At 47.6% G+C, this 9,693-nt stretch carries 6 protein-coding genes and 1 pseudogene; all 7 read left to right on the forward strand.

Features of this window, described 5'->3' with window-relative positions:
- A partial coding sequence (locus ACJ751_RS18305) for a hypothetical protein (RefSeq protein WP_407746966.1) occupies positions 1-368 on the forward strand: 368 nt, incomplete at its 5' end.
- A 350-nt stretch (positions 369-718) separates the two neighbouring features.
- Entirely contained in the window at positions 719-1,318 is a 600-nt protein-coding gene (locus ACJ751_RS18310; RefSeq protein ID WP_407746967.1) for an RNA polymerase sigma-70 factor, read from the forward strand.
- Positions 1,319-1,404: 86 nt separating this feature from the next.
- Complete coding sequence (locus ACJ751_RS18315; protein WP_407746968.1) at positions 1,405-2,634, forward strand: FecR family protein; 1,230 nt, start codon at positions 1,405-1,407, stop codon at positions 2,632-2,634.
- A gap of 251 nt (positions 2,635-2,885) precedes the next feature.
- Positions 2,886-6,158 carry a SusC/RagA family TonB-linked outer membrane protein gene (locus ACJ751_RS18320; protein ID WP_407746969.1) on the forward strand — a complete coding sequence of 1,091 codons (3,273 nt, stop codon included), beginning with the start codon at positions 2,886-2,888 and terminating at the stop codon, positions 6,156-6,158.
- A gap of 44 nt (positions 6,159-6,202) precedes the next feature.
- A complete protein-coding gene (locus ACJ751_RS18325) occupies positions 6,203-7,603 on the forward strand; it encodes a RagB/SusD family nutrient uptake outer membrane protein (protein ID WP_407746970.1) in 1,401 nt (466 codons plus the stop codon).
- A gap of 16 nt (positions 7,604-7,619) precedes the next feature.
- On the forward strand, positions 7,620-8,885 hold the full coding sequence (locus tag ACJ751_RS18330) for a TlpA family protein disulfide reductase (RefSeq protein WP_407746971.1): 1,266 nt from the start codon (positions 7,620-7,622) through the stop codon (positions 8,883-8,885).
- 488 nt (positions 8,886-9,373) lie between these two features.
- Positions 9,374-9,693, forward strand: a pseudogene (locus ACJ751_RS18335) (trehalose hydrolase); the annotation flags it as partial.

Consider the following 9,693-nt stretch of genomic DNA (forward strand, 5'->3'; position numbering starts at 1 on the left):
ATCACTATGAACCAACGGGAAAGCTGGCCGTACAAAGAGAGTTCCAGTCTTTATCAACTACCATTTTTGATACCCACGGCGTACAGGTTGGCGTACCAGTTATGGAATTGCCTGCAGACGGTCTGCAACTAAACAGGGTATTAAAAACTACCCAAAAAATTAAAGAGGCAATTATGGAGCTGTTGAAGGAGGAAGATGCCCGTACCAGTTGGAAAGACCGTTACAACAAGATCACTTTTGTAAATAAAGATACCCTTGCAGTAACGGCCGTCAATGACAGGGTGGAAATAAGTTTTGCCTTTGATAACATTCATTCACCTGAAATGACCGTTACCGAATTAACCAGTTTGTTGATGGAGGTATTGTAGCATGGCTGTTAATCACCACACAGCGCTGCTTTAAAGTTTTTTGTAGTGCGTGCTGTCTGCTGTTGATTTCCTTAAATGCCGTGCGGATCTCTTCAATAGCCGCATCAGGTGCTTTTTGTTGAGCGAACAGGCAGGCGCCGGGTAAACAGATCAATAAAGCTAAAAAGGCAACAGGTTTGGTCATTGGGTACATAACAGAAATAATTGTAAGCCGTGAAAATAGTAATTTCCCTGATCTGGAAAAACTGTCAATAAGACAAATTATGCATTCCTGTTGACACAGATTTGCAATTAATCATATATAGCCTTACCTTCAGTCATTTGAAAAGGACGCTGAATAATTGAGAAATTTGCTATTGACTGCACCATCTTCATATCATGAGAAAGAGATCATCCTGCTTATAACCCAGGGCAACGAACAAGCCTTCGAAGCATTGTATCGCCATTACCGCAACCGCACCTATACATTGGCCCTTACTTATATGAACGATCCTGCGCTGGCCGAGGATGTTTTGCAGGAATTCTTTTTAAAAATATGGAAGGTAAGGCAGACCCTTGAAAAGATCGACCGGTTTGAACAGTACCTATTTACTGCCCTGCGCAACCGGCTTATATCCGAATTACGTAAAAATGACCGGCAGCAAAAGATCAAAGCCTACCTGAGCCGGGAAAACGCCTGGCAACCTACTGCAGAACAAATGACGGAATCGCGTGAATTGCACAGCGCCATCCGCGAGGCTTTACAGCAACTGCCCGAAAAACAACAAACCATTTACCGAATGAGCCGGGAAGAAGGTTTGAACCATGAAGAAATAGCGTTAAAGTTACAATTGTCACCCAGAACCATCTCCAACCTGCTTTCTTTGACCCTCAATCATTTGCGAACCGTACTACGGGCACAGGGCTACCTGCCGGGTACTGTGGTGGCCGCTACTTTATTTTTTTATTAAAAAAAGATGTCTTTTTTCCGTGCGTAGCTTTTTCGCCAGGCGTCTTTATTTGTTATCCCTTATTCAAATACCATTACATGTTTGCTATGAATAGATCATTCCCGCAATTGTTGGCGCTTTTTGAAACCGGTCAATTGACGGGCAGTGAACTCGACCAATTCTTTCAGCTCCTGGAAATAGATGATAACCGTGCCTTGTTAGCGGCAGCCATTGATGAAAAAGCTATGGATGAAAGCCGGCTGCCGCCTGAACAGGGTTTGCTTACCGAGCGCGCGGTAGCCTCACTAAAAGAAGCCATGCAAGGCCTGCCAATGGAAACCAGCACACCCGCACCGGTTCGTGCCATTCGCCCATGGAAATACGTGGGTTGGGCTGCAGCCGCGCTGCTGGTTATCGCAGCTGGCTGGTACCTGTTTAACAAAAACCAGCAACAGCCGGCTACAGACACGCTGGCAACCACGCAGGATGTAAAGGCGCCTCAAAATAACCGGGCCATGATCACCCTCGCCGATGGACAACGCATTTATCTGGACAGCACCGCCAACGGCGTATTGTTGAAACAAGGTTCAACACAGCTGGTAAAATCGGCCGACGGGCAAATACATTATTACCAGCAGCGCACAGGCACCAGTGAGCCGGTTAATAATACCCTGTTCAATCCCAGGGGCAGCCGCATCATCAATATAGAACTAGCCGATGGAACAAAAGTCTGGCTGAACGCCGGTTCCTCATTGAGCTACCCGGTTTATTTTACCGGCAACGAAAGAAAAGTAACCATCACCGGTGAAGCCTATTTTGAAGTGGCCCACAATGCACAAAAGCCGTTTATCGTGAATGTGAACAATAAAGAAGAGGTGACAGTACTGGGGACCCACTTTAATATTAATGCTTACGAAGACGAAAACGCCATTCAAACTACGTTGTTGCAGGGGAGCGTGAAGGTGGCAATCGGCAATCGGCAATCGGCAATCGGCAATGAAAAATCAGTCGTGCTGAAACCCGGCGAACAGGCAATCTTATCCCAATCATCCCAGAAATCCCAAACCATCCCGGTTCAGACAGTTGAGACAGATGAGGTAATAGCCTGGAAGAACGGCCGGTTTGTGTTTGGCGATAAAGCAGATGCAGCAACCATCATGCGGCAGGTAGCCCGCTGGTATGATCTGGAGGTAGAACTGCAGGGCAATTTTACCCAGCATTTTGGAGGCTCCATTTCCAGGGAAGCCAGTGCCGCAGAAGTATTTAAAGTTTTGGAAGCAACGGGGGGCCTGCATTGTAAAATAACAGGCCGCAAAGTAATAGTAACACAAGGATAGTAAGAAACCAGGTTGGCCATGAAAAAGAACCGCCCCGAGTACGAGTCGGGGCGGCCAAAATTCAGGTTAATCTTTTTATACAATCGGCAAAGACTGCTTTCCCGACAACATCGGGAGTAAACATTAATTAACCTAAACTAAACGAAGTTATGGATTTAAAGGTGCTTCGCAAGGGCATCCTATGGGGGAACCCTTATTTTCAACCAAAACGCCGCTCCCGTGCCCACGGTGTGTACAAAATGTTTCTTGTTATGAAACTAACTGCCCTGTTGGTATTGATAACCACGTTATCGGTAAGCGCGAACAGCTTTTCGCAGATCACGCTTGCTCAAAAGAATGCGCCGCTCACCAGCGTGTTCAAAGAGCTGCAAAAACAAAGCGGCTATGAATTTTTCTACTCGTATGAATTACTATCCCGGCAGGGTAACGTAACCGTATACATGAAAAATGTATCGCTGGAAGAAGCCATCAGGGAAGTGCTGAAGAACAAACCCCTCTCCTTCCTGTTGGTAGGCAAAACAGTAGTGATAAAATCCATGCCTGCACAAATACCAATAACCGCTGCGGCTACGCTTACATTGCCCATCCACGTAAAGGGCCGCATCTTTGACGAAGACGGCGCGCCCGTGTTAGCCACCATTACCATAAAAGGCTCAACAATAGCAGTAAGCTCCAACAGCAAAGGGGAGTTTCAACTGGATGCCGTTGATCCTGAAGCTACATTGGTCATCAGCGCGCTTAATATAGAAACCCAGGAAATAAGACTGAACAAACGCACCATTGTAATAATACAGGTAAAGAAGAAAGTTTCGGAATTGGACCAGAGCGTGGTAATTGCCTATGGCACCACCACCAAGCGGTTGAACACCAGTAATGTTACCACCGTTACGGCGGAAGAAATTTCCAGGCAACCCGTATTCAATGTACTACAGGCACTGGAAGGTCGCGTACCGGGCATGACCCTATCGCAGACTACCGGGGTGGCCGGCGCCCGTATGCCGGTACAGATCCGCGGCCGCGCTAACTTCGATAAAGACTATTCTTCCGATCAGCCGCTGTTTATTCTGGATGGGGTGCCTTTAGCCGCCAACAACGATGGCACTACCTCGTTAACCCAGGTCTTTGGCGCCGCTTTCGGAAGTGGCATGAGCGTACTGGCAGGTTTGAACCCCAACGACATTGCCAGCATCGAGGTGCTGAAAGATGCAGACGCCACCGCCATCTATGGCAGCAGGGGCGCAAACGGCGTGATCATCATCACCACTAAACGCGGCACAAGCGGCAAAACCAGCATCGACGCCACCATCAACCTGGGTTTTAATAAAGTTACCCGACTGCCCAACATGCTGCATACGCCCGATTACCTGGCTATGCGTAACCAGGCATTCGCTAACGATGGTATTGCCAAATCGAATATCAATGCCTATGACCTGCTGGTATGGGACACTACCCGCTATACCAACCTGGCCAAAACACTGATCGGTAATACCGCTACCGTGGCTGATGTACAAATAGGCGCCAGCGGCGGCGACAGAATAACCCAATACCGCCTTTCAGGTAACTATCATAAAGAAGGCATGGTTTGGGCCGGCGACAAAACCGCCGAAAGAGCGGCCGCCAATTTCAATCTGCACAGCATGACTGCCAACCAGCGGCTCGATTTCAATTTTACCGGCACTTATAGCCTCAACAACAATAATTTTCCCGGCCTTGACCTGGCAAACGGAATTATATTACCTCCCAATATCCGGTTATATGATTCCCTTGGCAACCTGGCCTGGAACGAAGGCGGCATTTCCACCACCCGGGATAACCCGCTGGCACAATTAAGGCAGCAATACATTGCCCGCGTTACCAACCTCAACTCCAACATACTTATCAGTTATAAACTGGTGAAGGGCCTGGTGTTGAGAAGTAGCCTGGGCTACAACGTTACCCGTTCCGATGAACAACGCCTGGCGCCACAGGCTTCGCTCAACCCGGCCAGCACTCTCTACACCGGCACCGCCAACTATGCCACCAGGAACCTGCGCACCTGGATCATTGAACCCCAGGTTGAATACAAAACCAATATTTCACAGGGTAAACTCGATGTACTGGCAGGCGGCACCCTAAATAAACGGATGATGCAGGGAAATACGATCATTGCGGTTGGCTATACAAGCGACCAGTTGTTGACCTCTTTGGCGGGCACAGCCACTACCAATATCAGCGCTTCCAACACCGCCAACCAGTACGCCTACGACGCCTTCTTTGGCCGCATCAACTATAACTGGCGGGATAAATACATAGTCAACCTTACGGGCAGAAGGGACGGATCGAGCCGCTTTGGACCGGAATTCCGCTTCAGTAACTTCGGTGCAGCAGGCGCCGCCTGGCTGTTCAGCAACGAATATTTTTTAAAGAATGTGAAATGGCTGAGCTATGGAAAACTCCGTGGCAGCTATGGTAAAACCGGTAACGACCAGATAGGCGATTACCAATATTTTGATACCTGGAAAGCCGGTTTAGCTTACTACGATTCCACTACGACCAATTCAGCCAAGCTGTTCAACCCCTACCTGCACTGGGAACGTAACAACAAAGCAGAAGTAGCGCTGGAGCTCGGCTTTTTCCACGATCGCATTTTACTGACCACTGCTTTATACCGCAACATAACCGAAACGCCATTGGTGAGTTACCCGTTGTCGGGTGTGGCGGGTTTCAGCAGCGTTGTTACCAACCTGGAAGGGGTACAGGTAGAGAATAAAGGCATAGAGATCTCTTTCAGCAGCCGCAATATTGAAAGCAGGTCGTTCAAATGGACGAGTAATTTCAATATCACCGTACCCAAAAACCAGTTAAAAAAATATCCAAACCTCACTGAGTCGAGCTATGCGGCCAAATACCAGCTCGGTCTGTCATTGAATTCGATCGTTGGGTACCAGTTCGCGGGCGTAGATCCCAAAACCGGTGTTGGTTCCGTTGAAGACCAGAATGGCGATAGCAAAGCAAGCACGGCCAACGATTTTGTCTTCAATGGCAAAACCGATCCGGTTGTGTACGGCGGCTTTTCGAATACGTTTGCCTATAAACGTTTGACGGCAAGCGTGTTCTTCCAGTTCAATAAACAAATGGGCGCCAACTGGTACTCCAGCACCACGTTGCGCGGTGTGGGCACGGCTTACAATATACCCCAATCGGGATTTCAGCATAGCTGGCAACATCCAGATGAGGTGGCTGACTATCCCCGGTTCAGCACCATTTTAGGGTCGTTAAGCGCCCTTAGCGGTTATTATGCAACGTACTTCAGCAATCGGATCTATTCAGATGTGTCTTATATCCGGCTGAAGAACGCATCTATCTCATATGATGTAAACCCTGACTGGCTGAAGAAAATGCGTTTCTCGAATTTGCGGGTGTTTGTACAGGGGCAAAACCTGCTCACCTTCACCAAATACAAAGATGCCGACCCCGAAACCCAAAACTTTACCGTATTGCCGCCGATGAAAAGTTTTATGGGTGGAATTCAACTGGGGTTGTAAGCAATTATTCAGTTTGCATTATTATATGAACTAAAAAAACAGCAATGAAATTTGCATTAAAATATATCCTTGCCGGTCTGTTACCCGTGCTCAGTCTGGTAAGTTGTAAAAAGTTTGTTCAGCTTGATGATCCTATTGACCAGGTAGCCAGCAGCGAAGCGTTCAACAGCGACGCCAATGCGGCTACGGCTATTCGCGGTATCTATTCCAAAATGATGAGCGCCGTAAACCTTGGCCTTGGCGGGGGCATACAGGTACAGATGGATGCAAGCGCGGATGGACTGAAAATACAATCGTCCACCAACCAGTTCTATGAGTATTATACCAATTCCATTGGATCCGCGAATACCGCCAATAAAAACTTATGGAATTATTTTTACTACGCCATTTATTCTGCCAATGCAGCCATAGAGAATATTAATGCATCAACCGGAATGACGGATGCCGGGAAACGGCAGTATACGGCAGAAGCCATGTTCCTGCGGGCGCTGAATTATTTTTACCTGGTAAATGCATATGGCGATGTGCCACTGACCACCAGTTCGAATTACGAATATAACAACCGGTTATTCCGCAGTGCAAAGGCAGCAGTATACGAACTTATCAAAAGCGACCTCTTATATGCACAGGCTAACCTGGGACCGGCTTACCAGGGGATCTACCGCATCCGGGCTAACAGCTATGCAGCCACTGCCCTGCTGGCAAAAGTATACCTGTACCTCGAAGACTGGGCCAATGCCGCGCAACAGGCCACCACTGTGCTGAACAACACCACCGATTACACCCTGGAAACAGATCTCACCAAAACCTTTCTGATCACCAGCAAAGAAGCCATATTAAGGATCGAGCAACCCGGCAACAACGCATATACCTGGGATGCCTATGCATTTGTTCCTTCTACTACTGCCACGGTGCCTGGCTTTACCATCACAGATACGCTGGTTAAAACTTTTGAGACTGGCGACAAACGCAAAACCAACTGGGTAAGAACAGCCACCATTGCTACAGCAGGCGTACCCATTACTTATTACAGCCCGTATAAATACCGGGTTAATAGCGGCACCGGCGCGCCACTGGAATCGCATATGGTATTGCGACTGGGAGAAATGTATTTGATCAGGGCGGAAGCAAGGGCGCAAGGGAACCAGTTGCCAGATGCCATTGCCGACCTCGACAAGGTAAGGTCACGCGCAGGCCTTCCGCTGGTAGCCACTACCAATCCGGGCATTTCCCAAACAGATCTGCTGGCCACTATTGCGCATGAACGCTGGGTAGAATTGTTTGCAGAGAATGGGGATCGCTGGATGGACCTGAAACGCACCGGCAAAGCCAACTCAACCCTGCAGTATAAACCCAACTGGCAAACCGACGCCCAATTATTTCCCATACCTATGCTGGACATTCAAACCAATAAGAATTTAGAACAAAATCACGGATACCAATAATTTCAAAACAATTACTATGACCAAATTTCTCAATCGTTGCCGGTTGTTACTCGCAGTTGTATTGTTATTGACGATGAAAAACCAGTTGCAGGCACAACAGGCGCCTTTGACCAAAGCCCTTGACAGCTTTTATATCGTGAAAGACCCTGCCCGCAGAATTGATATTTATAATGCCTCGATAAAACAATGGCCCGATACCGGAAAAATAAAGATCCTTTATAACAGCGCCCGCTCCATGATCGCCAAGGAATATGCGCAGGCCAATAATTTAGCGGAAGCAAAAAAATGGATGGCTCTGATAGATGAAACCGGACCCGAGAACCGCTTTTCGGTAAAACCAAGAAGCAAGCTGGAAGTTGCCGCTCTCATGATCAAAAACGGCGATACCACTTACGGTGTAAGCCAGTTGCAACCCTGGGCAGACAGTTTGTTAAACGAATTGACCGCAACCGGGAAAGCAGGGATCTACTATAACATAGTAATGGTGGTGTATACTCCCGTACTGATGAATAAGAACCAGCACGCACAGGTGGTTAAATACCTAACCCCCTTTTATGAATGGAGTAAACATTCCTTTGCAATGGACAGGGAATCCGTAATGCGTACCCCTAAAGACAAATATGACCTGCGAACCAATTTAGGCGTACAGTATGCGAAGTCGTTGTCCGTTACCGGTGATACCAAAGCAGCTATCCAGGTCTTAAGCAACATGCAGGCCAGTGGTTTGTACAACCAGGAAAATTTATCCCTGATAATTGACAGCTATTCAGGCAAAGTAAAAAAGAACTACGCCAGCAAGGTGCTTGACTCTTTAAAAAAGAGCAACCTCGACAGGCTGGTCAAATTTCAGCAATATAAACAGGATATCAATGGCGATAAGATCGATCTGAAAGCCACGCATGCCAGATATGTGCTGCTCGACTTCTGGGGCAGTTGGTGCAAACCCTGCCGCGCCAGCCACCCGCACCTGAAGGAGTTGTATGCCGAATACAAAGACAAAGGTTTTGAGATCATTGGTATTGCACAGGAAATGGCAAAAGACAGCGCCCAACTGCAAAAGAACTGGGAAACTGCTGTTAAAGAAGATGGCCTTACCTGGCGCCAGGTACTGAATAATAAGAACGGAAAACAGTTCGATGCCGTAACCGAATTTGGCATCACCGCATTTCCTACCAAAATATTGCTCGACAGCGAAGGCAACATTGTAGCCACCTTCATTGGTAATTTAGGCCGTAATGACCTCGGCGACAAACTGCATGAGCTGCTGGATGCAAAAAATTGACCTGTGAAACAACCCTTGTAACAACCATTCAGATCCGTTCTCTATTACCAGAAGCTGTTCCTCGATTGTTAACATGCAAACAGCCAGCCAAACGGCAGTTTTGTCCATTTCGTCCAACCGGAGACCCCTTGCAGGTTTCCGGTTTTTTTATGAGAAAGGATCTCCCTCCTAACCATAAGGCCTTCGGGTGCCGGACGGCCGGTGAAAACCATCCTGCTCAACAACCAACAAACCCCGCTTCATATAGGAAACCTGGCTACAGGCCTGTACTTCCTGCAACTGGCCAATGGCCAAACTATGTCAATTATGCGGCAGGATTAACGATTGCTAATTAAACAAGGCAAAACAGTAAGCAGGTTAACCCAGCTTACTGTTTTGCCTATAGATAATAGCATGGCAAAGGACCAATGACTAACTTTAGCATAAAATTTACGTTGAAAGGCATCTATCCGGTATTTTGTATTCTCCTTTTATTTATCACTCATAACATGTTGGCCCAGCCAATATATGCCAGCCGTTATAAAACAGTGTTTACCGCGCCGCCTGCAAACGTACCTACTGCCAAAACACCCGATGCGCCACTTGCCGGAAACGGGGATATCGGATTAACTTTCGGCGGCGAACCCGGTCAACTGCAATTCTATTTTGGGAAAAATGATTTCTGGCGGGCCTACCCTGTATATCCCGGCGGCGGCATTGCATTCCCCGGCGGACTTGATCTTGCTATACCTGCATTGAAGGGAGCGGAGTATTATGCAGAACAGTTATTGGATAAAGCCATTATTCATGCCGTTTTTAAAAAAGAAGA

It is taken from the genome of Niastella sp., assembly GCF_045805085.1.
Taxonomy (GTDB): Bacteria; Bacteroidota; Bacteroidia; order Chitinophagales; family Chitinophagaceae; genus Niastella.